The sequence below is a fragment of the Paraglaciecola polaris LMG 21857 genome (genome assembly GCF_000315055.1).
Taxonomy (GTDB): Bacteria; Pseudomonadota; Gammaproteobacteria; order Enterobacterales; family Alteromonadaceae; genus Paraglaciecola; species Paraglaciecola polaris.
The window spans coordinates 1-24963 of the sequence record NZ_BAER01000070.1 but is presented as its reverse complement, the minus strand read 5'-3'; the positions used below and the strand labels follow the sequence as shown (position 1 = coordinate 24963).

Genomic DNA, 24963 nt, shown 5'->3' with positions numbered 1-24963 from the left:
TTGTAGTTTTTACAACGTTGATGCGGCAGCCCTACCGCGAGAGCGGTTTAGTCCTTTCGCTCAAAGCGGTCCAATCATAAATTTGGCTCGTTAAAATTAGCTGTTGTTACTGGTCACAACAGCTAGTCAGAAAAACACACGATTCATTCATCTATCTGGCCAATCGCTCTTACCGGGATCATTAGCATGTTAGCTCTATGAAATTTTCTGGAGCTGACAATGAGAACCCCCTTGTTCCCTTGGTTCATCCTATGGGTGACCATCCCAATCATTATTTTCTTTCTATTCATCCTGCCCGCCCATGCCAGTGATGGGCAATTCTATCAGCGTGGTCAGGAAGGCTGGTTTTGGTATCAGGTCATTCCTGAGCCAGCAGAGGATGAAGAGCCTATAAAGCCGGAATCAGGTGCGGCAGAGTCGAGTCAGAGCGGGCTAAAGCCTTTCAGTGCCGCATGGTTCCGAGAGCACATGCAGTCGTTCATGGACAAGGCAATTGATGAGCCGACGAATGAGAATGTCAGAGCCTATCTGTATCTCCAGCGAGTCATGATGGATAAGGGCTCACAGTTTGCTGATGTTAGTCAGCAGGTGGTCATGGGCGATCCTGTTTTGGATGAAATCAGTCGCAGACCACTGGCGACTTATGCCGCCAATCGGATGGATCGAGAAGCTGGCGCTCAACGTGATGTAGCTTTAGGTGAAGTAGCAAAACGGGCTGGCTTGTTCTTCTTCTATCGTTCGGATTGCCCTTATTGCCATGCTCAAGCGCCTATCATCGAATCTATGGCCTTGAACTATGGGTTCGAGGTGTTTGCTATTGCTGTCGATGGCTTGCCTTTACCCGGTGGAGAGTTTCCCAATTACAAAGTCGATTCAGGACAAGCACAATCCTTGTCCGTTACGACTGTCCCTGCCGTGTTCTTAGTTGACCCGCCTAACGTTATTACTCCGATTGGACAAGGCGCAATGAGCCTTGATGAGCTCAATAATCGAATCATTCTCGCAGCCCATCAAGCCGGTTGGATTGACGATCAAACTTACTATGCCACCAGACCTGTTCAACCCGGCGTGTCACTCGCGATGTCAGCCCAAGAGCTTAACGAAAAGATATTACAGGACCCTGAGTTCCTTGTTCGCTATCTGCGTGCACAAGGAGGGTTATAACAATGAAAAAAGTAATCCGAGTATCGCTAATCGCCTGTGCGATTGGTTTTTCATCTATGAGCCAAGCAAGCTTGCAACAGGAGATGAACCAGTTGTTTGGTTCAATGACCAACACCACTGCGCCTGGTGTATTCGAGAGTCAGCGGCGTGGCGTTATATCTGGAGGAAGCGTTGTTGTTCGTAACAGGATCATGAACGAGAACCTCGTCTCTATGGTGCCACCGTCATTCCAAGCCGGTTGTGGCGGCATTGATATGTTCGCGGGAAGTTTGTCATTTGTTAACGCGGATCAGTTTGTTCAATTACTTCGCTCTGTTGCTGCAAACGCCAAGGGGTATGCATTCCAATTGGCGCTCAGTGCTATGTGTGAGAAATGCTCCCAGCACATGGAGACACTGCAAAAGAAAATCCAGCAGTTAAACGAGTATTTTGGCAATTCCTGTCAAATGGCTCAGGGAGTCGTGAACGATACTCTGGCTGCTTTTGGTAAAAAGGGGCAAACAGAAGCCAGCATGTTGAGCTCACTTAAAGGGGCTGGAGACGTTTTTACCAGTTGGAGTGAGTCCAATGGTAAGAACCCATATGAGAACGCTTCGAGTGTCGCGGCATCTGATGTAAACAGAACGATTAAAGGTAATTTGGTTTGGCGAGCACTGAAACGTCATTCGGCATCAAGCTGGTTTGCATCGGGGGATGACCGTTTTCTTGAAGCAGTTATGTCGGTGACTGGTTCGATCATTGTTGGTGATCTAGCTAATGCCGCTGATGGCCAAGGTAAAGCCCCGAAACTGACCAGACTGAATGGCAATAAAGTGACTATTGAGCATCTAATTCACGGCGGTAACGTCGCTATGTACCGATGTGACACAGTGACACAAGACGGCTGTCTGAATCCGACAATCACTAACGTGACCCTGACGGGGTTATCAACCCAAGTAGAAAATTTACTTCTTGGTACAGGTTCCAGTAACGGCATTATTTTTAAGTTTGCTCGAAATACAGGAGCTGCTAGCACCACCGAAAAGGCTTTTATGACATCGGCTCCTGCGAGCATTGGCGGCATGATTCGAACACTTTCTGCATTAAATGAAGGGGCCGCTAGGTCGTTTGCTTCACGAGCAGCACCATTTATTGCTGTTGAAATGGCGCGGGCATTGGTTGAAGACATGCTCAACGCAGCTAGAAGCACCTCTGGTGTGGAAGATCATGCCTATGCGAAGTTGTTAACCGAAGACCTTGAACGTGCACGTCGCCAAATCAATGAGGAGTACGCCGCGTTACAGCGAAGATACGGCTCAGAGCAAGAGTTGCTGGCGCATTTTAATCAGGTGATTCAGACCATTCGCAAACAGCGTTATTACACCGTTAAATCTACGGCACTGGGGGAATAGGTCATGTGGGAGATCTATTCCATCGGGGATTCGGCATTTTTAGAGCAGGTCTTGAACGCTGTCGCGATGATTACTGGTACAGGCGACTTTACTTCAATGGTTCGCATTGGCTTGCTCATTGGGGTATTGATGGTCTCTGTTCAGGCCTTAATGCAAGGCGGTCGTGGGATTAACTTTCAGCACGTTTTAGTCTCATGGCTAGTCTTTGCAACCATGTTTGGACCCAGTACCCGAGTGAGCATTGAGGATGCGTATACGGGGCAAGTTCGAGTGGTTGATAATGTGCCCATCGGTGTTGCTGCCGCAGGCAGTACGATTTCGACTGTTGGCTTTCAAATCACGCGATTGTTTGAAACGGCGTTCTCAACTCCCGCGATGACGGAATACGGCTTTGCATCCAGTTTGCAGTCACTGATTAAAGTGAGAAAACAGGTGATGGATCGCTCTGGGTTGGGTGATGCAAATCGTGTCGGCGGCTCAGACATCGAGCAATCATGGTTTAACTACATCAAAGAGTGCACCTTGATTGGCATCGACATCGGCCAAAAGAACCTAGATCAGGTGCTGAGTGATCCTAACCCGATGACTGCGATTAGGTTTGATTCGCGCATTTATGGCACGCGCATCATGCTCAGTGGTAGCAGTAGCGATCTGGACTGCACCGACGCCTACAGCCAACTGAAACTCATGACAGAATCAACCTTCATTCCAAGGCTTAAACAGGTTCTGTCAGCCTCATTGGGGACTTCGTCAGCAACGGACACTGATGACGTGATCCGAAATGCACTGAATAACCTTGGTTTGGCTTCGGTTAACACACAAGAGTACATGACCGCGTCAGTGCTTTTGCCTATTTATGAGCAAAGCGTGACGGGCAAGTATATGGATGATCAAGCTTTCACCGCAGCCGTTATGGTTAACCAGGCGATTGAGCAGCGCAATACACAATGGGCGGCGGAGCAGACTCTTTTCCAAAGTATTGTTCGTCCGATGATGACGTTTTTTGAGGGCTTCATTTACGCCATCACCCCATTGATGGCCTTTGTGATTGCCCTTGGTCAAATCGGGATGCGAATGGCCGGGAAGTACTTGTTAATCCTGCTTTGGATACAACTTTGGATGCCTGTCATGGCCATCATTAACCTGTATATTCATTTAACCGTTGCTGGGAAAATGTCGTCGCTTGATGCCTTTGCAGGTACAGAAGTGCCATCTTTTGCTGGGATGATGCAGATGGATTCAGTGCTGCAAACCTGGATAGCGACTGGCGGCATGTTGGCGTCGAGTGTTCCGGCGATTTCGCTCATGCTCGTGTATGGCTCAGCAATAACCGCTACCCACTTGGCTGGACGTCTTCAAAACGGTGATGCCATTGATGAAAAGATGGCAAGTCCAGATGTCGCGAAAAATGCCCCGGTAATGCAATCACAGTCAATGTTCCAAAATTCAGCCCTTACGGGTTCTGCGATGACCGGCGCGTCAAACCTACTAAGCAGTTTCTCTGTAGGAAACGCAGTGGGTTCAATGGTCGGCTCTGCAAAAGAATCCATGACTCAGGCAACCCAAGCCTTTAGTCGTCAGGTTGGGAATACTATGAGTCGAACTTTTGGTGAAAAGCTAAGTTACGACAACCTGTCTTCGGTTGGACGTCAGATCGGCTCATCTAACTCCGCATCTAGCGCCGTTGTTAATCAGGTTACTGATGACCTACAAACTCGGTATGGTTTTGGAGACGATAAAAAAGATGCTGTACGTGGCTTGGTATCGGGCGTGTTATCTGGCGGACTAAGGGTTGGAGGCGATGGAACCATTACTAATCCCGGTGAGAAAGAAGTTGCCGATAAGGGGTTTCTTGGGAGGCTTCTTGGAACGGGCGGCAATGATTCTCCACAGGGTAATTTGCCTGGAGTTGATAAGCCAGATTCATCTCGTGTACCAAAACTATCAAGGGTACGAGCTGGGTTGGATCTAGGTGGTAACTTTAGTGGCCAAGTTGAGTCGTCAGAAGGCAGTTCTCGGTCTACGACGGCAAATACGCTCACTGGGGAGATGGAAAGCTTGGCATCGAGTGATTCACGACGTGCTGAGTTTCGCGATGCGATGGTTAAGGACCTTTCAGATTCAAGACGCTCTGGCGTTGAGATGTCGTTGTCTAATCAAGACTATCAGTCACTTCAGAGTTCAGCACAAGACGTTATAACGGCATCAAACCGCTTTAGTGAGCTTGATCAGGCCAGCTACAGTCTATCAGGACAAAGGAACACGGATGGTGCGACGTTAACTCGATTAGCAGCGGATAATCCTGAAGTCATGGATTATTTAGGTCGCTATATGAACCAGCATGTTGAAGCAGGTAACCGATTACGTGAAAACCTTCCAATGTATCAGCGCTTGCTACCTGATGATAATCAGGCGTATGTGGCCGCAGCTATGGAGTCTTTAACCTATAGCAACTCCTCAACGCCCGCTGAACGAGACAATGATTATCAAGCAGCAATGACTGTTATGGCCATGGCTACCGGAGCCGATTTACGATCTATTCAACCGCGGTCTAATGAAGGCTTGTCATCAACAGCACCTACTTTTGGAGGCACTCAAAGCCAAGTGGAATCGGGTGTTCTGGGAGGCTATGAGGATGCTGCAACAGTTCAAACGCAGTTCAACTCAGCTCAATCAGCTTACCAAGCCAATCTGTCCAGTGTAGATGGACAGCTGAATGCGCATCAGCAACAAGCCCAGCAGGCCGTAGCTTCTGACACAAGTACCTATCAATCTGGACTAAACAGTGAAGCTGGCTCTCAGTGGCGATCTCGCATTATGGCTGATGATAGCGGAGTCTCTGGTGCTGAAATGTTCTTCAACAGCGCCAGTGCTATTGGTGATTTCAGTGGCAAGCATACTGATGCAGCATTGCATACCTTGAATCATTTTGGCGAAGACTATGAGAGTTACAAGGAGCAAGCCCTTGCAGAACCTGGCTCACGAGGTTTCTTGCACAATGCAACGGTGGCCAGCAAATCAACATGGGATGGGTTAAAAGCCGCCGTTGATGCCGGAACCTCTTTGGAGAACCCTTTGACGGCGTTTAATGATGCATACAGTGGATCGAGTTCGCAGTATGCCTCCGAAGTTAACTGGGGCACTAAGTCTGAAGCCATGTTGGCTGGGGCATTCGGTGCAGCAGTTAACAATCGATACGGTGAGTTCTTAGAACAGTACGCCGATGATTTTAAACAGGAAGCATACAGTGAAGGGCAGAGAATGGGATTGACCCCGATTCAAAGTCAAGTGTTCGCTCAAGCTTTCAATGAAGGTTTGGCGGGGCGCGTATTCAACTCTGAAGACTCATCGAGTTGGTCGCCTGAAATGCTAGGTCTAAGGGAGCAAATGCTAAATGAGTATCGTCAAAAGGATGAGAGTGGCGCTTACATTCCTGACAGTGTGTCCGAAGAAGATAAAGCATTTGTGGATAAGCAGATAGCGGTGATCTCAAATGCATCGCTTGCGGGAGATTATGCTCAGAACAACTTGATCGATATTAGGGCCTATAACCAAGCATCAGGAAGGAACTGAAAATAGAAGGTAGCCAGCTTGTGGTGGGCTGGCTATTTTTTTGGCTTTTTGGGATACCTTGGATAAAAGCCATCAAAAAACGAATGGAGCTTATACCAATACCATTTTTCTTCAATGCTCAAAGTTCTACCCGAATCTTTAACTTGGCTGCTCAAGAATCTAATTCCAGTACAAATAGCTAAGAAAAAGAGTCCCAATCCAACAATTGTCCAACTCGCTTGCCAATATGCGATTGCTACAAGCAGAGTGATGATGGCTATAAGTCCGATGGGATTACAGGTCGCTTTGAATCCCAAGTAGCTGAAAAAAACGATGGTGCAAATCAGAAATGGCAAAGCCGCTAACTTGGCAAATGCTGTTAATATTTCTGATGGAAAAAAATGAGCCGCAGCCAAAGTCGCCAGAAAAAGCCCCAGAGATATAAACCAGCAGCGTGCTGGTAAAGATTTAAGTAAGTTTGTCATCTTCTTAGTACTCTCAAAGTGCACGGGCGGTGCACAATCAAATCATGCATCAGCATGTTAGTTCTCAAAAAGTGCTCTAGTGGTTTGCTCGGCCATAATCTCACACACAGGACATTTAAGCTGAATGCGCTGTTGTGATACCGTCAAATACAGACTGCCGCACCGACACCGGTGTAAGGATGCAAGCTGTGATCTTAAATCACGAGCTAGAACCCAACCTTCATTGATGGTTAGTTTTTTCCAGGGGATTTCAGCTGGAAGATCTGCTTCTTTTCTTGCAACCAAGTACGCATCGTAAGCCTTCATCAAAGCATCAATATTTAATTGCTTGTAGACATTGTCACCACCAATATTGACATAAAGCGCCATCAGCAGGGAGCCTTCAACCAAGGCTCTTCTACTTTTAACGATGGCATCAGATTCTGGCAATTGACCAGGACAAGGTGACTTGCCAGTCACTTCTTTGTGGAGCCTTCTGATAATGTGGATTGGCAAACCTGTATCGAGCGCGATAATGGTTGTTCGAAATCCGTATTTAATAAGCAGCGAAGCTCGGGTAAACAGCTCACTTTTGGACAGGTTATCAATCATGCATCCCCCTTGTTGTTTAGGGTTGATAATAAATAAGCGATTCTTGGGATACCTGTGCCTTTGCTCTTCACCATCTCAATCAGTTGGCTTTGGTTACCCCTTGGTTGAAACAGCATGAATGATGAGGTCGCCACTCGTTGCAGGTCGTCAACTCCAGCATTAATCAGCGCATCAACCACATCGCGTGTAAGTCCAAAGCGCAAGACCGCCTCTTGCGGATCAATGCGCGCCAATTCCCGTGCTGCGTGTAGGTATGCCAAATTTAATTGATAGAAGTCTTGTTGATTGGTTGTCATTGACGGACCTCCAGTTCATGTAAAATATTGCGATAAATAGAAAGCACTCTTTGCCCATACCAGCTTGCACGCTCTTCGTTCCAGCTGTGATAGCGGCCTATGCCAAGCTCTAAATCGTTTGGTGAAGATTTGATTGCTTCGGCCAAAATATTGGAGCCGACAGTTAGGTTGGTGATGGGGTCTAGCAGTTCTGCTGCTGAGCTCACTCGATGTCCGTGCCAATGCAAATTGATTTGCATTAGGCCAATATCGAGCTGGTATTTTTCACTCTCTTGCAGTGCTTGGTTTAACAGTTGCTCTGCTTCTGTCTTAGATTTGGCGTAGGTTGCATTTGAACCATTGCGGATTGCGTATGGCCATGGACTAGTCATGTTGAGACCACGATGTGAGGCCGACTCAGCCAAGGCAACGGCGTAGAGCATGACTGGATCAATACCAACGCTTTGTGCTGCTTTTTCCCACTGATAGCCCGGAAACGCATAGACTGAAGTGCTTGCGGACATGGCTATCACTAGGGCAATGGTTTTTGCTTTAATCGTTTTCATTTTTGTCCTCTAATTGATTTCCGAGAAGCGCCTGAATGGCTTTCGGGCTTATTCTTTTTAATGGCACTGCGCTAAAGTCGGCGATGCCTCTCGTATAAACTTGTGCCGCTTTTGACCAGTCGCCTACGGCAACAGGCGCTTGCATATCAAATCCTTTTTGCTGGTTCTGATGGTCTGCAATACCCTGTAATAGCCTTGGGTATTCACCCACTTCGTCCCGTAGCAAGTAAGCCTGGTAGCGTGTTAAAAACTCTTTTTGCTTAAAGGGGTATTCCCTGTCATCAACCTTGCAGAGTTCAACCCATCCACCCATGTCTGAAATCACGCGGTGGATAAGCGCATCGTCAAACATCACGGATGTCCAAGCGCCAACCTGACGAACAGCCTTGTCAACTTTGTTCCAAGCAACCATGGCTCTTGAACCTGAGTTGCCGTCGATATGCTTGATGACGTCAGCGGGCTTTGGAAAAAATTGCCCAGTATCCGGTGATTGAATATGCCGAGTCAGACCGATTCGCACTTCTTCAATGCTATAAGCACGAAGGGCTTCAAATGCGATGGATAGCAATTGTGGTGATACGCTTTTGCCATACATGGCCCAAGCTGCTCCCCAAACTTCAGCAAACTCGCGTTTATCAACCTCCTGCACTTGAACGAACCTCCCGAATACCTGGTCCGGCCCAGCTTTCAGCAATGCGGCGATTGCTTTCTTCAATATTCAATTGGTGATTGCTGCCCTTTAGGCTCGTCGATGATTGCTGTACTTCATCAATGCGAACGTACTCGTCTTCCCATTGCCGGTTTAAAAGCCAGTTATGTGGCATTGGGGTCTTAGTCCGATCTTGATACTGTAATCGGTTGTCTCGTTGCTCTTTCCAGCGTGTTAGCACTTCCAAGGCGAGTTCATGGTCTTCATTGAGGCCCATGCGTAGCCATTCTTCTTTGGCTTTCGCTTTTTTTTCTTTTGCGTATTTGTACCTCCCAGAAGTCTTCAAACTGTATGTGGTCAACAGTTTTAACTGTTGATTTATTGCTTCTCTCAGAGTCATCCGACCGTTGAGAGTCCCTTACCGGGTTGCCATCAGGCATAAACAATGATGAAAATTCTTCTGGAAGCCGTGCTTGGAAAGCGGCAAGTGACTTCAAAAGCGATGCCATACCAACGAAGTCGGCAGGTACATCTTTAAGCAACCGAAAGGCTGCTTTACCTTGGTTTGGGTTTTCGATTGGGTTGTGCTTCAGAAAGCTCCGAATCAAAGTCCAACCGGATTCCTCGCAACGAATGAGGAACTGATCTTGTTCTAACTCATTTAGAGCCTTGGCAACCTGTTGATCATCCCAGTTCAAGTCAGAAGCAACGTAACCAATCGGTAATCGAAAGCAGCCAAGCAAATTACAATGCGGGCATGTAAGCAAATACAGTCCTAGCAACTTCGCTGAGTCACTCCAGGACAAAACATTTTGCTTTAGCCAAAAGCGGGTATAGACCTTGCCATAATCACGCATGGAGGAACTCGCTTTTGTGTTTACGTAAAATGCTGACCATTATTTGCCCTTAATCCTACTGGTTACTGGCTTTCAGCTCGCTTGGGCATTCGGGATAGATGTCCGGTCTTAACTGAGATCGGGTTACCTGTCCTTGCGTAGCTTGTTCGATGGGTAAAACGAATTCAGCGGGAACACGCCCTGATTTATTCAACCAAAACCAGACGTTTTGCTGTTTTGAGTTGATGGCTCGTGCTAATGCTGATTGCCCGCCGACCAAGTCAATGGCACGGCGGAGATGTTTTTGTGTCGTGTTGAACACTTCCATACCGTCTCCTGTTACAATAATAACTGTTACAAGATTGAATGTTACAGTTTAAACTGTAGGTAAGTCAACAGTTAAAATTGTTGAAAGGCTACAGTTTTATTTGTAGAATACGGGCTTATGAAAACTTTATCCGAACGACTAAACCATGCCTTGCAGCTTACTGGGGTGACTCAGTCTGAGTTGGCTCGTCGCATTGGTATCAAACAGCAGTCGATCAGCCAGATTTGCTCTGGTAAATCGGCTAGGTCTCGTTACACCATGCAGATCGCGGAAGCGCTTCGCGTGAATGCTCATTGGCTCGCCACAGGTGATGGCGAGATTGGCTTGGGGGTCGGTAATGTAGAAGTCGGGCCTGATATTAAGGGAAGAATTCCTCTCATTAACTGGGTTCAGGCCGGTGATTGGACTGAAATAGCGGAGGGATTTGCCCATGAAGATGCTGAGGAGTGGCGTGACGTCACTGGGAAAGCACATGAGGGTTGTTTCGCACTTCGCGTAAAAGGCGACAGTATGGAAAATCCAAGCGGAAAAAAATCCATACCTGAGGGAGCAGTGATCGTTGTTGATCCTGAGTTACCTTACTCATCAGGTTCATTGGTTGTTGCGCGTTTGGATGATTCGAAAGAAGCAACCTTTAAGCAGTTGGTTATTGATGGTGAACAGAAGTATCTAAAACCTTTGAACCCGCAATACCCTGCAATACCGATCAACGGCAACTGCACCATCATCGGTGTAGTACGACAAGCTATCATCGATTTCTGGTAGCGAAGGAATTTGTGGTTTAGCCACAGTTGTTCATTAGCTGAAGAAGCAACGATTGCAAACAGCTACAACTGAGCATTGGTGCACGCTGAGAGTAAATGGTAACCGATTAGATAACCATTGATTGTTTATAAAGTCAAGATCAGCGAAAATAGCGGCCAATTACGATTAACACGACGGATTTGACAAGCGAAGAACTGAAAAGAGAGTACTTCCAAAAGTGTGTACAAATCCGTGTACAAACTAAAAGAATTTATACATGGCAAACCAAGATTTTCTCAATGAAATCAATAAGCGAAGGACCTTTGCTATCATCTCCCACCCGGATGCAGGTAAAACTACGATTACCGAAAAGGTATTGTTGTTCGGTAATGCATTGCAACGTGCTGGTACCGTAAAAGGTAAAAAATCGGGACAGCATGCCAAATCTGACTGGATGGAAATGGAGAAAGAGCGGGGCATATCCGTCACCACATCTGTTATGCAATTCCCTTATTCTGAATGCCTAGTAAACCTGTTAGATACCCCTGGTCACGAAGATTTCTCAGAAGATACATACCGCACATTGACGGCAGTTGACTCTTGTTTGATGGTCATTGATGCGGCAAAAGGCGTTGAAGCACGAACCATCAAGTTAATGGAAGTCACGCGCTTACGCGACACACCCATTATTACCTTTATGAACAAACTTGATCGGGATACTCGAGATCCTATCGACTTACTCGATGAAGTAGAAAGTGTGTTAAATATCAAGTGTGCGCCCATTACCTGGCCGATTGGTATGGGGAAGGAATTCAAAGGGATATACCATTTATTGCGTGATGAAACGGTTCTGTATAGCACCGGTCAAGGTCATACCATTCAAGAAAGGCGAGTTATTAAAGGGCTTGATAACCCAGAGCTAGATGCTGCGGTTGGTGTGTATGCCGGGGAGCTACGTGAAATGCTAGAATTGGTTAAAGGCGCGTCCCACGAGTTTAATTTGGCCGAATTTATCGCCGGTGAACTTACGCCGGTTTTCTTTGGAACCGCCATGGGGAACTTCGGCGTTGATCACATGCTAGATGGACTCGTTGAGTGGGCACCGTCACCGCAAGGCCGTGAAACAGACCAGGGTAGTGTCCAAGCAAAAGATGAAAAATTCAGCGGTTTTGTCTTTAAAATTCAAGCCAATATGGATCCTAAACATCGCGACCGTATTGCATTTTGCCGTATCGTGTCAGGCAAGTACCAAAAAGGCATGAAGATGCACCAAAGCCGTATCGGCAAAGATGTGCGTATTTCCGATGCGCTAACCTTTTTTGCTGGTGACCGGGAAGTACTAGATGAAGCCTATGCGGGTGACATTATCGGGTTGCATAACCATGGCTCTATACAGATTGGTGACACCTTCACTTCAGGTGATAAATTTCGTTTTGCAGGTATTCCAAACTTCGCGCCCGAATTGTTCAAACGCATTCGATTACGTGATCCATTGAAGCAAAAGCAGCTACTTAAAGGCCTTATTCAACTTTCTGAAGAAGGCGCAGTACAAGTATTTAGACCGTTGCAAAACAACGATTTGATTGTTGGCGCCGTGGGTGTGTTGCAGTTTGACGTGGTAGTTGCACGCCTAAAAGGCGAATACAACGTGGATGCCTTGTACGAGCACATTAACGTCGCCACTGCCCGCTGGATCTACGGTAAAGATGAACGAAAAGTTGATGAGTTTCAGCGCAAAGCGGAGGCCAATCTTGCCCTCGATGGCGGTGATAACCTAACGTACATCGCGCCGACTATGGTGAATCTGTCGTTGGCCCAAGAGCGCTATCCTGATATAGAGTTTCATCAAACTCGCGAGCATTAATGGCTTGGGGCACATAGCCCCCGCCTGAATTCACATATTTCATGTGATCAACGAATACGGTTATTGGCTTTAAAAATATGAATTTACACACACTGTTATTGAAAAAATTTAGCGCCGCGTTGACGGCAATTGGCGCCCCTGAAAACTCACCCGCGCCTCTTAGCCGTGCTACCCGTGCGGGATTTGGCGACTATCAATTTAATGGTGCTATGGCACTGGCCAAAGTGTTAAAACAAAAACCTCGGGATATTGCTGATAAAATCGTTGAGGCTGTCGAGCTTGATGATATTGCAGAGAAACTAGAAGTCGCCGGCCCTGGCTTTATCAATATCTATTTAAGCAAAGACTGGCTAGCAACTCAGCTGGCGAGTGCCGCAGCTGACGAACGTTTAAATATTGAAGCTCAGCCAAGTCAGAATGTGGTGGTGGATTACTCTTCACCGAATCTTGCCAAAGAGATGCACGTAGGCCATTTACGCACCACCATTATTGGGGATGCAGTGGTAAAAGCCCTAGAATTTATGGGGCATAATGTCATACGCCAGAACCACATGGGCGATTGGGGCACGCAATTCGGTATGTTGCTGGCACACCTTAATGACAAACTGCAAGCCGACCAAGTGGCGGAAACCGCCCTATCTGATTTAGAAGACTTCTACCGCGAAGCCAAAGTGCGCTTTGACGAAGAGGACGGGTTTGCCGACAGGGCTCGTGAATATGTGGTTAAACTGCAAGGCGGTGATAGCCATTGCTTAGCCCTATGGCAAAATTTTATCGATGTGTCCATTACGCACAGCGAAGAGGTTTATCACAAATTAAATGTTAGCCTTACCCGTGATGACATCATGGGGGAAAGTGCCTACAACCAGGATTTAGCCAATGTTGTCAGTGAACTACAAGCAAAAGGTCTGGCAGTAAAAAGCCAAGGTGCCCAAGTGGTATTTTTGCCAGAGCTGGCCGATAAAGAAGGAAACCCAGCTGCCTACATAGTGCAAAAATCAGGAGGCGGTTATTTATATGCCACTACAGATTTAGCGGCAATACGCCATCGCTGCGGTACCCTGCATGCTGATCGCACGTTGATTTTAACGGATGCGCGTCAAGCATTGCATTTTAAACAAACAGAATTGGTTGCCCGTAAAGCTGGTTTTATTACACCTGAGCAAACCTATGAGCATTGCCCGTTCGGGATGATGTTAGGCAATGATGGTCGTCCCTTTAAAACCCGTACCGGCGGTACGGTCAAACTCGTGAAGTTACTTGACGAAGCAGTGGAACGAGCAGAAGCACTGCTGGGTAAACGGGAAACAGATTTGACGGCTGATGAGTTAAAAGTGTTGGCCAATAAAATTGGTATCGGTGCAGTAAAATATGCTGATCTCAGTAAAAACCGTACCACAGACTACATGTTTAGTTGGGACAGCATGCTGAGTTTTGAAGGCAACACCGCGCCTTATTTACAATATGCATATACCCGGGTAATGAGTATTTTCCGTAAAGCGGGCGTCGATCATTTAACGCTTAACGCCGCTGTTATGCTCGATGCGCCACAAGAGAAAATGTTAGCGGTAAAACAACTGCAATATGTTGAAGCCATTAATCAAGTGATTGCTGAAGGGACACCCCCATGTGCTGTGTACTTACTTGTATGAGCTGGCTAGCTTGTTTATGAGTTTTTACGAAGCTTGTCCTATGTTAAAAGAGGGCATCGAGCAAGACGTGCGCGACAGTCGCATGACACTTGCTGCGTTAACCGCTAAAACATTGCAATCAGGTTTAGGTCTGTTGGGTATCGATACCATGGAGCGCATGTAATAGACGCGTAAAGGTTTTAAATCAGCTTGATGACACCCGCTTTTTAGCGGGTGTTGTGTTTTTAATCATGAAATGTTGGTCTAAGTTTAAGGCGATTTTTACTTCCAGCAGGCTCAGATCTGTCATTAACGGATAAAATCCGGTAAAATCCGCCGTCATTCAACCGCTATAGCAATGTTAAGATTTATGTTCGAAATCAATCCAATATTAAATACGATTAGTGATGTAAAGCAGCGCACGGCATCACTTCGGGGGTACCTTTGACTATGATCAAAAAAGTGAACGCCTCGAGGAAGTTAACCGCGAATTAGAAAGTCCTGATGTGTGGAACGAGCCAGAACGCGCTCAAGCCCTCGGCAAAGAAAAAGTTGCCCTAGAGCAAGTCGTCGATACGATTGTACTGCTTGAGCGAGGCTGTGTTGACGTTGAAGAGCTGTTAGAGCTAGCGGTAGAAGAAAACGACCAAGAAACTTTAGATGAAGCCGAAAAAGATTTAGCTGAACTGGTTACCCAGCTTGAAACGCTAGAGTTTCGACGTATGTTTAGTGGACCAAATGACGCAAACGACGGCTACATCGATATTCAATCCGGTTCCGGTGGTACTGAAGCGCAAGATTGGGCTAGCATGTTATTGCGTATGTATCTGCGTTGGGGCGAAGCTCATGGTTTTAAGACTGAATTAATTGAAATGTCAGACGGTGACGTCGCGGGCATTAAAAGTGCGACCATACGGTTTGAAGGCGAGTATGCTTTTGGATGGTTGCGCACTGAGACAGGTGTACATCGCCTGGTACGTAAATCCCCTTTTGATTCGGGCAGTCGCCGTCATACGTCATTTGCATCCGTATTTGCGTATCCCGAAATTGACGATGATATCGAGATTGATATTGATCCCTCTGATTTACGTATTGATACTTACCGCGCCTCTGGAGCGGGAGGTCAGCACGTAAACAGAACTGATTCCGCGGTACGTATCACTCACGAACCAACGAATATTGTTGTGCAGTGCCAGAATGACCGCTCACAGCATAAAAACAAAGCCCAAGCCATGAAGCAACTTAAAGCGAAACTGTACGAGTTCGAGATGCAAAAGCAAAACGACGAGAAACAGACCATGGAAGACAGTAAGTCAGATATTGGCTGGGGCAGCCAGATCCGTTCATATGTACTCGATGATTCGCGGATCAAAGACTTACGCACCGGAGTTGAAACGCGCAACACGCAAGCCGTGTTGGACGGTGATTTAGACAAATTTATACAAGCCAGTTTAAAGTCTGGTTTGTAAGTAAACTCACATTAATATACAGCCACTAGAATCAGGAAAGTCGATGACTGAACAGCAACAAGATGAAAATAAGCTCATAGCTGAGCGCCGAGCTAAACTTTCGCAGATCCGTGAAAACTGTAAATCAAACGGCTTCCCCAATACCTTTCGTCGCGAGTTTTACAGCGAAGATCTACAGGCTGAATTTGGCGAACATGAAAAATCAGCATTAGAAGAGCTGGGTAATGTGGTCAGTATTGCCGGGCGTATTCTTGCCAAGCGCGGGCCATTCTTGTTGTTGCAAGACATGACGGGTCGTATTCAGGCTTATGCTTCAAAAGATACACAGAAAGACATTAAAGAGCGCTACACCAGCTTAGACATTGGCGACATCATTGGTGTTAAAGGTGAGCTACACAAGTCAGGTAAAGGTGACTTATATGTCAACATGAATGAATATCAATTGTTGACCAAGTCATTGCGTCCATTACCTGAAAAGTTCCACGGGCTAGCTGATCAAGAAACCAAGTATCGCCAACGTTATGTTGATTTGATCACCAATCAACAAACTCGCGAAACCTTTATGATCCGCAGCAAAATCGTGACCGGTATTCGTAACTTCCTAAGCGAACGTAAGTTTATGGAAGTCGAAACACCTATGTTGCAGGTTATCCCTGGTGGCGCATCGGCTAAGCCGTTTACCACGCACCATAACGCGCTAGACATAGACATGTATTTACGTATAGCCCCTGAGCTTTACCTGAAACGTTTAGTGGTTGGAGGTTTTGAGCGTGTGTTCGAAATTAATCGTAATTTCCGTAATGAAGGTTTATCAACACGACATAATCCAGAATTCACTATGCTTGAGTTTTATCAGGCTTATGCGGATTACCACGATTTGATGAACTTGACCGAAGAAATGTTACGTACGGTTGCAAATGACGTATTGGGCAGTGCTATCGTTAAAAATACCATCAAAGACACAGAAGGTAATGTCATTGAAGAGAAAACCTACGACTTTGATCAGCCATTCCAGCGTTTAACCATGAGCGAAGCGGTCATTAAATATTGGCCTGAAGCCAATGTAACCGCGATTAATGATCCTGAAGCACATCTTGATGAACTTAAAGTCATGGCCAAGCAGTTACACATTAAAGAGCCTGAAGTGGACGGTATTTGGGGCGCGGGTAAATACCTGTGTGAAATCTTCGAAGCGACGGCTGAAGAGCAACTTGATCAGCCGACCTTCATTACGGCCTATCCTTGGGAAGTTTCGCCTCTTGCCCGACGCAACGATGATAACCATTTTGTGACCGACCGTTTTGAGTTTTTCGTTGGTGGCCGTGAATTAGCCAACGGATTCTCTGAGTTAAATGACTCTGAAGACCAAGCTGCGCGCTTCCGAAAGCAAGTGGCAGAGAAAGACGCAGGCGATGATGAAGCCATGCATTTCGATGATGACTACATTCGAGCTTTAGAATATGGTTTACCGCCTACTGCGGGTGAGGGGATTGGTATTGACCGTTTGGTGATGTTGTTTACTGACAGTCAAACTATCAAGGACGTGATCTTGTTCCCGCACATGAAACCGGAAGCGAGTGCTGAAAAAGCTGAATAATCAACCTTTTTAGCGAGCATATGTCCACCTTAAAGCGCTTATTATAAGCGCTTTTTTTATGTTCATTGACGAAAAAGGAGGGCTTGAATGCGAGTCTAGTTGTACTCTTCTAAGGCGCGGATACGCTTAAACAAGTCTTGGTTAACGGGTACTTTCAGAGCCTGTTTTTTTGCTTCTTGGCAGATATAACCATTAATAAAAGCAATTTCGCTTGGACGTTGATGGTTTATGTCTTGGTACATAGACGAATAGTTTTCGCTGGTGGCGTTCACTATTTGCATGACGTTGTGCACCAGAACACGGTCATCCGCATTAAACCCGCTCGCGTTTATGACATTGGCGGTTTCGCGGCAAATGTCAGTGATAATGGATTGATATTGTCCAAGCGCCAACTGCCCATTCTTTATTTTATGTATTGCTGTGAGTGGATTAATCACAGCGTTAACTGCCAGTTTATCCCACAGGGCTTGTTCTATATTGGTGTGCCAAGTACAGGGTGCGAGCAATGCCGTTAGCAGAGCGTTGCACTGGTGGGCGGTAATTTCATTCTCATTGGCGACATAACCTAAGTGACATGCACCAAGCCCCGTTTCTACCAAGCTATGCATATTTGGCTTATAGGCGGCGTGACTGGTCGTTGCGGCAATAATCGGATTTTGTGGTAGTAAGGCTTTTACCGCTTCAATTACACCCATGCCATTGTGCAATAAGACGAGGGTTTGGTCGTTATTCATATGTGGTTTTAGCTCAGTGACCGCGGTCACTATTTGGTACGCTTTAACCGGTAGTATGATTATATTGACGTCATGTAGTGGGCGATAATCTATCAGGCTGATAGGAATATTATGCTTTTGTTGATGAATATCCGTAGCAGCCAAGGTAAACGTTTGTTTTGTACGTGAAATAACAGCAAAGTCTTGATGCTGTAAATAGGATTTTAAGACAACTAAATTACCAATGGCCCCGTTGCCAACAATAGCTAATTTCATTGCCGCTTACCCCTTGCTAGCTTTGCTCGTTGGCCAGTTTTGTAGCCAAGGTTGAACGTAATCTTGTAAGGCAATTTGAAACGCGGGTGCAAGAAATAACTCACCCATATTCGGAGGGCAACATAGGCTTATTTCTTGTTCTTGATAGGTAAAACGCAAGCAATATGCATGCAAGTATGTTCTGTCTTGTTCCATGCCTTTATACAAGCTGTCACCTAATATCGGACTACCTAAGCTTTTCATCATCACCCGTAATTGATGGGTTTTCCCAGTCAGGGGTTTTAATAAATATAATCGAATACCCGGCGACACACTTTTACTAAAAAACTGCGTGGTAGCGACAGCAGCACCGTCTTTGTTTAATGCCCATTTACCGTCGCGGATTTTTTTCATAGCACCGTGAACCATTCCCTGCTTCTTTTTGGGTTTGGCTGTGCCAAGCGCAACATAGTACTTTTCTATTTGACGTGCTTCGAATAACTTACCTAACGTGCTTGCTGCTTCAGCATGTTTGGCCAGAATAAGTAAGCCCGAGGTCACTTTATCTAAACGATGCGCCAACCAGTATTTGGCAACAGATTGTTGGGCTGTGATAAGGGGTAAAATACCGTCTGCATCGAGTTCATTTTGTACACTTATACCCATCGGCTTGTTGATAACAATAAAGTCAGGGTGGTCGAAAATAATATCGATGGTGGACTCGCGTAAACTACTCAAGCAAAGCAATCGCCGCGGAATAGTCCAAATCATCAATCGCACTGCGCAGTGCGGTTTGGCCAGCGCTGTCTAATGCGCAATCTCGTATATATTGATCGAGTTTACTTGGGGTAATAAATTCATTTCTTTTCAACGCGGTAAGTAGCTCTTGTTTACCTTGTGGGTTACCGGCACCCGTTGCGTCATTCGCAGAAGCGTTGTTGCTCTCTGCTGAGGCGTTTGCATACTGATCTATTGCGGTGAGTGTCTGTTTAAGCACGGCCACGTAGCTTGTGCAATCGACCGAATCAGGAGCTTCACTTTTTATATGTGCCTCAAAGTCACGACTGGCTTGATGCAATGCGGTCATGCCTAAATTGCCACTTACTCCCTTAATGGTATGAACTTGCTGGCCTACGGCATCAAAATTTTGTAAGCGAATATCACTGACAAGCGACTGTTCGATACTTGAATATTGCTCTGTAAACTTACCAAGCATCTTAACTAACAAGCTCTCATTGCCACTAAATTGGCGTAATGCAAAGTCTACGTCGAAAATTACAGGGTCTTGATTCATGCACACGATCCTCAGATCAAATAACGTTTAGCGGCGATTCATACAGCAGAAGCTGAGTGACTTTATTATGTTTGAAAGGGTAGACTATTAAACTAGTGTAAATCAATGGGCAAGTCTCTCGTGGTGAAAAAAATCGTTATATTATCGGCATTTGCTGGCCTCCTCGTCGCATGTCAACCTACCAGTACTGTTACACAGCCGTCGACAATAAATTTACCCTCAGGGGTGACCTTGGTGACTGAACACTTAGCTGACAAGAACAGTGTCAGTATTCCGTATAAGAAATATCGTTTAGCCAATGGCCTTACTCTGGTATTACACGAAGATCATTCTGACCCATTGGTTCACGTAGATGTCACTTACCATGTCGGCTCAGCTCGCGAAGAAATCGGGAAATCAGGATTTGCCCACTTTTTCGAGCATATGATGTTTCAAGGCTCAAAAAATGTTGCTGATGATGAGCACATTAAAATTGTGACTGAAGCGGGTGGTAATATGAACGGTACCACCAATTCAGATCGCACCAATTATTTTGAAACCGTACCTGCCAATCAGCTTGAAAAAATGCTCTGGTTAGAAGCCGACCGCATGGGGTTTTTACTCGGTTCGGTTACACAAGAGAAGTTTGAGGTGCAGCGTGAAACGGTTAAAAACGAACGGGGGCAGAGTTATGATAATCAACCTTATGGCTTGCGAGGAGAACGTAATTCGGAAGCCTTGTATCCATCAGGACATCCTTATTCTTGGTCGACTATTGGTTATATTGAAGATTTAAATCGTGTTGATGTGGATGATTTAAAAGCATTTTTCAAGCGCTGGTATGGTCCCAATAATGCGGTACTGACAATCGGTGGTGACATTGAGCCAGAACAAGTGCTTAAGTGGGCGAATAAATACTTCGGCCCGATCCCACCTGGACCAAGTGTAGAAAATGCCAAAAAGGCGCTAGTGACCTTAGAGCAAACTCGCTACGTGACCTTAGAAGACGAAGTGCATTTGCCACTGCTACAAGTGACTTACCCAACTGTCTATGTGCGTCACGCGGATGAAGCACCACTTGATGTACTTTCCAATATACTAGGGGCCGGTAAAACATCATTATTTTATAAGAATATGGTTAAGGATGGTTATGCCGTTCAAGCGCTGGTATCTCACCCTTGTCAAGAACTGGCCTGTGAGTTTCAGCTTATTGCGTTAGCGAATCCACAAAACAGTACTAATTTATCTGAGCTATATAAACGATTTGAGCAAACTCTAAAAGAGTTTGAACAACGTGGGGTAAATGAAGATGACTTAAACCGCACTAAGGTTGGCATCGAAACATCGACATTATTCGGCTTACAAAGTGTATCAGGAAAGGTCTCTACTTTAGCGTCGAATCAAACTTTTGATGATGAACCTGACATGGTTCAGTCTGATCTTGATCGTTACAACGCGGTGACAGCAGAAGATGTCATGCGGGTTTATCAGCGTTATATTAAAAATAAGCCCAGCGTGGTGTTAAGCATAGTGCCCAAGGGCCATGGAGAACTTGCTGTTAAAGCGGCGAACTATACTCCCCCTGTGCGTAAATTTGATGAAGTAAGCAAGGTTAAGCAACACATCGCACAAGCGCAAATAAATGATAATTTTGACCGCAGTGTTCAGCCTCCAGCGGGGCCGTCACCGGTGGTGGGCGTGCCGGACTTTGATGAAAAAACCTATGCCAACGGTTTGACGTTAGTTACCTTAGACAGCAAAGAAACTCCCACCGTTTCAATCAGCTTTAATATGGAAGGCGGCCCTTTGCTCGATCCGCTTAATAAGGCGGGTTTGGCTTCGTTGACGGCTCAGATGATGAATGAGACCACCCAAGGGTTTACCAATGAAGAAATGGCCAATCAGTTAGCGCTGTTAGGCAGTAGTATTCGCTTTGATGCAAATGGCCGTTATACCACAGTACGGATAAGTAGCTTAACCCGTAACCTTGATGCGACCTTGACGTTGCTGAACAAAAAGCTATTTAATCCTGCGTTTTTAGAAAATGACTTTTTACGTCTTAAGCAGCGCACCGTACAGTCACTTCAACAGCAAGTTAAAAACCCATCCGTGCTGGCAAGCCGCGCGGTGAGTGAATTACTATTTGGTGAGAATAATCGAGTCAGTCTGCCTGATTCTGGCACCTTGCAAACTCTTAGTAATATCACCTTGGATGATGTGAAACGTTACTATCAGCAGTATTATTCCCCGGCAAAAGCGAACGTAGTTATTGTCGGCGATATTGAAGAAAAATCTCTCCAGACAGCCTTATCATTTTTGACCTCTTGGCCAGCGACAGAATATGACATAAATGATTATGCTGAATTTCCTAAAATGGGAAAACCAGTGATTTATTTAGTCGACAAGCCTGGGGCTAAGCAATCTGTGGTATCTATTTTTAAACCCTATTTACCCTATGACGCTACGGGAGAGCAATTTAGAAGTAAGTTAATGAATTTTGCCCTAGGTGGTGTTTTTAGCAGTCGTATTAATTTGAATTTACGTGAAGATAAAGGCTATACCTACGGAGCTTCAACTAATTTTGTTGGCGGTAAAACATTGGGCTGGTTTGATGCCAGTGCTGACTTGAAGCAAGAAAATACTGCTGACGGATTACGTGAGATGTTGAATGAGATAGGTCTTTATCACGAGCAAGGTATGACTCAGGATGAATTGGAATTGATGCGCAACGCCTTTACTCAAGGGGATGCGTTAGAGTATGAAACCCCGTCAAGCAAAGCCGGATTTTTACGTCACTTACTTACATATGATCTAGATAAATCGTATCGAGCAACGCAAACTGACATTATTCATAATATCAGTAAAGAAGAATTAAATACTTTGGCAGCCAAGGTCTTGGATCCCCATTCGATGCAAATTGTGGTGGTTGGAGACGCAAGTATTATCCGTCAACAATTAGCTACCCTTGGTAGAGATGTTGTTGACTTGAATGTTGAATATTAATAATTAATCCCCCGCACTGAGTGAAAAAACGCTCTGGGCGGGTCTATATTCCTTGAAAAAACTTCAAGGCTCCCCATTTACTGTGGGTTGCTGACTATATTGGAATTCATTTTGCAGACATTAGATAAAGATTTTAGCGAACGTTTGGCTATATTGGCGGGTGATGACCTTGCCTCAACATTGGTAGGGATATGCCACGGTATCGAACGTGAAGCGCTGCGTATTAAACCTAATGGTCAGTTAGCGCAAACGCCTCACAATGAAAAATTAGGCGCGGCATTAACCCATGACTATATCACCACTGATTTCTCAGAGTCCCTGCTAGAGTTTATTACACCGCCAGAGCGGAACGTGGATAAAACCATTGGACAATTACGTGATGTGCATAAATTCGCCTTAGCCAATATAGGGGAGGAGTGTTTATGGCCTATGAGCATGCCTTGTTACATAGACGATCAGAGTCAAATTCCGATAGCTCAGTTTGGTACGTCTAATGTAGGCAAAATGAAAAGCTTATACAGAGAAGGTTTGAAAAACCGCTATGGCAGTATGATGCAAGCGATAGCAGGGGTGCATTTTAACTTCTCTTTACCTGACGATTTTTGGCAACATTGGTTATCCCAAGTAGAGGGGACTGAAAATAACAAAGAAACAAAATCTGCTGCGTACTTCGCCCTTATCAGGAATTACCGCCGGTTTTGTTGGTTGATCCCTTATTTATATGGTGCGTCCCCAGCCTTATGCAGTTCGTTTATTAAGGAAAAACTACTAAGTTACCCTTCAAAGCTATTGGCAAAGGCTCCCTGTATTTACCCTACGCTACATCGTTACGAATGAGTGACCTAGGTTATACCAATAGCGCACAATCTGGTTTGACGACATGTTACAACCAAGTCGATACCTATATCACATCATTGCGAAAAGCCATTAGCACGCCGTCTGAAATATTTGAAAAATTTGCTGGTAAAAAAGATGGTAAATACCAGCAGCTTAATAGCAACGTGTTGCAAATTGAGAACGAACTGTATTCACCTATTCGTCCTAAGCAGCCAACGAAACCATTAGAAAAACCCACCGACGCGCTTCATGCTCGTGGCGTTGAGTATATTGAAGTCAGGGCGCTTGATGTGAATCCATTTAGTGAATTGGGTATAGAGCGCAATCAGTTTTTCTTTCTTGATGCATTTTTACTTTATTGTTTAGTGATGCCAAGCCCGGATATGACCCCAGACTCCTATCGAGAAACAGAACTAAACTTACGCGCCGTGGTTGATCATGGCCGAGATCCCGCGCTTAAATTAGACACAAATGGCCAAAAATCACCCATGCGCGATTGGGCGGCTGAAATATTTACAGGTATCCGTCAAGTTGCCAAAGTGCTCGATTCGAATCTAAAAGTGGCTGAATACAGCTTGGCTGTTGAGCAAGAGTGGCAGAAAATAGTTGATCCTGATCTGACACCATCGGCTAAAATTTTGGGGATTTTGTTAAACAAAAACCAAGATAACGGTGCCCTAGGGGTTGAATTAGCGGCGCATTACAAGCAAAGCCTAAACGAGGCTGAATATCAGTTTTTTGACGCTGATATGTTACGTAAGCATGCGCTTAGCTCTTTAGATGCACAGCATCATATCGAACAGTCTGACAGTGTCAGTTTTGATGCATTCCTGAGTGACTACTTTACCTATCAATTTGATTAATATCGAATTAGTTCTAGGTGAAAAACTATTTTATAGCCCGGCAATTGCCGGGTTTTTTTATGTCTGGCGTTTATCGCTATTTGTTTAATTTTACGGGCAAAAAAAGCCCGACTAAAAAGTCAGGCTGAAATGTTGATCAGGAACACACATAAACTAAAACACACATAAACTAAAACACACATAAACTAAAACACACATTTATAAGACGCCGGTCTCGAGCATTAGTTCACTGCTTGATAAAATAGTTACAAAGGGAGAATAAGGGCAGTCTACCTAGGCCAGGCCATAGCCTTTCATACACTTATATGAAGTATTTGGTGACACCATTGATGAATAGGTTTGTCTGCGCTTTAGGCGGATAAAACGCTCACACTAGACTAACGCGCATATGCCGTTAACAGCGATTGCTTACCTATGATCTTAGAGTTTATTTTAAGATAAAAAGAAGCCCAGCTAAAAAGCTGGGCTAAAAGTTTTTTTGGAAACACACATAAACTAAAACACACGCTAAATATGACCGGTGCATTGCCCATTTAGTTCACAGAAAGTTGAAAATAAATGAATTGGTAACCATTGGCATAAAAGCAGAGGATGTAGAGGAAGTTGTTGAAAACATACCCGGTACTCAGGTGAATTAGGTGGTTTATGGTGACTGATTTACGGGTAAAAAAAGCCCAGCTAAAAAGCTAGGCTAAAGGTTTTTTTGGAAACACACATAAACTAAAACACACGCTAAATATGACCGGTGTATTGTGCATTTAGTTCACAGAAAGTTGAAAATAAATGAATTGGCTAACAATCGGCATAAAAAGCAGAGGATGTAGAGGGAATTGTTGAAAACATACCCGGTACTCAGATGAGCTAGGTCGCTTTTGGT

At 45.2% G+C, this 24963-nt stretch carries 17 protein-coding genes and 3 pseudogenes; 10 read left to right on the top strand and 10 right to left on the bottom strand.

Annotated elements, in window-relative coordinates:
• Nucleotides 1–219: 219 nt before the first annotated feature.
• Genes GPLA_RS13425 through GPLA_RS13415 form a run of 3 tightly spaced genes read left to right on the top strand, consistent with a single transcriptional unit; the run spans nucleotide 220 to nucleotide 6128 of the window.
• Entirely contained in the window at nucleotides 220–1164 is a 945-nt protein-coding gene (locus GPLA_RS13425) for a thioredoxin family protein (RefSeq protein WP_007105465.1), read from the top strand.
• Between the two features lie 2 nt (nucleotides 1165–1166).
• Nucleotides 1167–2555, top strand: coding sequence for a conjugal transfer protein TraH (locus tag GPLA_RS13420; protein ID WP_007105464.1), 1389 nt, complete (start codon nucleotides 1167–1169; stop codon nucleotides 2553–2555).
• Nucleotides 2556–2558: 3 nt separating this feature from the next.
• Nucleotides 2559–6128, top strand: coding sequence for a conjugal transfer protein TraG N-terminal domain-containing protein (locus GPLA_RS13415; protein ID WP_007105463.1), 3570 nt, complete (start codon nucleotides 2559–2561; stop codon nucleotides 6126–6128).
• 32 nt (nucleotides 6129–6160) lie between these two features.
• On the opposite strand, the gene eexS is transcribed toward GPLA_RS13415, so the two are convergent.
• The 7 genes and pseudogenes from eexS to GPLA_RS13380 all read right to left on the bottom strand — a co-directional run bounded on the left by eexS (nucleotide 6161) and on the right by GPLA_RS13380 (nucleotide 9837).
• The gene (eexS, locus tag GPLA_RS13410) at nucleotides 6161–6592 is read right to left on the bottom strand and encodes an entry exclusion protein EexS (protein ID WP_007105462.1); all 432 of its coding nucleotides are present in this window, start codon (nucleotides 6590–6592) and stop codon (nucleotides 6161–6163) included.
• A 57-nt stretch (nucleotides 6593–6649) separates the two neighbouring features.
• On the bottom strand, nucleotides 6650–7183 hold the full coding sequence (locus tag GPLA_RS13405; protein WP_000566755.1) for a FlhC family transcriptional regulator: 534 nt from the start codon (nucleotides 7181–7183) through the stop codon (nucleotides 6650–6652).
• Nucleotides 7180–7479: a flagellar transcriptional regulator FlhD gene (locus GPLA_RS13400; RefSeq protein WP_000210563.1), complete on the bottom strand. Its 300-nt coding sequence runs from the start codon at nucleotides 7477–7479 to the stop codon at nucleotides 7180–7182. The genes GPLA_RS13405 and GPLA_RS13400 overlap by 4 nt, the downstream gene beginning before the upstream one ends.
• Nucleotides 7476–8024, bottom strand: coding sequence for a lytic transglycosylase domain-containing protein (locus GPLA_RS13395; protein ID WP_007105461.1), 549 nt, complete (start codon nucleotides 8022–8024; stop codon nucleotides 7476–7478). Before GPLA_RS13395 ends, GPLA_RS13400 begins: the two co-directional genes overlap by 4 nt.
• Nucleotides 8011–8673: a DUF6475 domain-containing protein gene (locus GPLA_RS13390; RefSeq protein WP_007105460.1), complete on the bottom strand. Its 663-nt coding sequence runs from the start codon at nucleotides 8671–8673 to the stop codon at nucleotides 8011–8013. Before GPLA_RS13390 ends, GPLA_RS13395 begins: the two co-directional genes overlap by 14 nt.
• Nucleotides 8660–9530: pseudogene (locus tag GPLA_RS13385) on the bottom strand (hypothetical protein). Before GPLA_RS13385 ends, GPLA_RS13390 begins: the two are co-directional and overlap by 14 nt.
• A 55-nt stretch (nucleotides 9531–9585) precedes the next feature.
• Nucleotides 9586–9837 (bottom strand): helix-turn-helix domain-containing protein, encoded by a 252-nt coding sequence (locus tag GPLA_RS13380; protein WP_000451746.1) that lies wholly within the window; start codon nucleotides 9835–9837, stop codon nucleotides 9586–9588.
• A 117-nt stretch (nucleotides 9838–9954) separates the two neighbouring features.
• On the opposite strand from GPLA_RS13380, the gene GPLA_RS13375 reads away from it, so the two are divergent.
• From GPLA_RS13375 to lysS, 5 genes and pseudogenes are all read left to right on the top strand, one after another.
• Nucleotides 9955–10602, top strand: a complete 648-nt coding sequence (locus GPLA_RS13375; RefSeq protein ID WP_007105457.1) for a LexA family protein — start codon at nucleotides 9955–9957, stop codon at nucleotides 10600–10602.
• Nucleotides 10603–10858: 256 nt separating this feature from the next.
• Entirely contained in the window at nucleotides 10859–12445 is a 1587-nt protein-coding gene (gene prfC, locus GPLA_RS13370; protein WP_007105456.1) for a peptide chain release factor 3, read from the top strand.
• A gap of 77 nt (nucleotides 12446–12522) precedes the next feature.
• Nucleotides 12523–14260, top strand: a pseudogene (gene argS / locus GPLA_RS13365) (arginine--tRNA ligase).
• Nucleotides 14261–14446: 186 nt separating this feature from the next.
• A protein-coding gene (gene prfB, locus GPLA_RS13360) for a peptide chain release factor 2 (protein ID WP_153810564.1) occupies nucleotides 14447–15545 on the top strand; the annotation gives its coding sequence in 2 pieces (ribosomal slippage) (nucleotides 14447–14521 and nucleotides 14523–15545; 1098 coding nt in all).
• Between the two features lie 43 nt (nucleotides 15546–15588).
• Complete coding sequence (lysS, locus tag GPLA_RS13355; protein ID WP_007105453.1) at nucleotides 15589–17142, top strand: lysine--tRNA ligase; 1554 nt, start codon at nucleotides 15589–15591, stop codon at nucleotides 17140–17142.
• A 95-nt stretch (nucleotides 17143–17237) separates the two neighbouring features.
• On the opposite strand, the gene GPLA_RS13350 is transcribed toward lysS, so the two are convergent.
• From GPLA_RS13350 to GPLA_RS13340, 3 genes are read right to left on the bottom strand one after another with little or no spacing between them, the layout of a single operon-like run.
• Nucleotides 17238–18131, bottom strand: coding sequence for a ketopantoate reductase family protein (locus tag GPLA_RS13350; RefSeq protein ID WP_007105452.1), 894 nt, complete (start codon nucleotides 18129–18131; stop codon nucleotides 17238–17240).
• 6 nt (nucleotides 18132–18137) lie between these two features.
• On the bottom strand, nucleotides 18138–18848 hold the full coding sequence (locus GPLA_RS13345) for a TIGR01621 family pseudouridine synthase (protein WP_007105451.1): 711 nt from the start codon (nucleotides 18846–18848) through the stop codon (nucleotides 18138–18140).
• Nucleotides 18841–19404, bottom strand: a complete 564-nt coding sequence (locus GPLA_RS13340; RefSeq protein WP_007105450.1) for an Hpt domain-containing protein — start codon at nucleotides 19402–19404, stop codon at nucleotides 18841–18843. Before GPLA_RS13340 ends, GPLA_RS13345 begins: the two co-directional genes overlap by 8 nt.
• A gap of 105 nt (nucleotides 19405–19509) precedes the next feature.
• Here GPLA_RS13340 and GPLA_RS13335 point away from each other — a divergent pair, with 105 nt between their 5' ends.
• Nucleotides 19510–22386 carry a M16 family metallopeptidase gene (locus tag GPLA_RS13335; RefSeq protein ID WP_007105449.1) on the top strand — a complete coding sequence of 959 codons (2877 nt, stop codon included), beginning with the start codon at nucleotides 19510–19512 and terminating at the stop codon, nucleotides 22384–22386.
• Nucleotides 22387–22497: 111 nt separating this feature from the next.
• Nucleotides 22498–24086: pseudogene (gene gshA, locus GPLA_RS13330) on the top strand (glutamate--cysteine ligase).
• Nucleotides 24087–24963: the final 877 nt, after the last annotated feature.